The sequence below is a fragment of the Pantoea sp. OVA07A genome (assembly GCF_019969975.1).
GTDB lineage: Bacteria > Pseudomonadota > Gammaproteobacteria > Enterobacterales > Enterobacteriaceae > Pantoea > Pantoea agglomerans.
The window spans coordinates 1-255 of record NZ_JAHXYM010000034.1; the positions used below are offsets into that span (position 1 = coordinate 1).

At 57.3% G+C, this 255-nt stretch carries 1 rRNA gene; it reads right to left on the reverse strand.

The window, feature by feature from the left end:
- Positions 1 to 255 (reverse strand): 16S ribosomal RNA (locus LC417_RS22355); the annotation flags it as partial.

Genomic DNA, 255 nt, shown 5'->3' on the forward strand with positions numbered 1-255 from the left:
CGCCTGCGTGCGCTTTACGCCCAGTAATTCCGATTAACGCTTGCACCCTCCGTATTACCGCGGCTGCTGGCACGGAGTTAGCCGGTGCTTCTTCTGCGGGTAACGTCAATCGACGCGGTTATTAACCGCATCGCCTTCCTCCCCGCTGAAAGTACTTTACAACCCGAAGGCCTTCTTCATACACGCGGCATGGCTGCATCAGGCTTGCGCCCATTGTGCAATATTCCCCACTGCTGCCTCCCGTAGGAGTCTGGA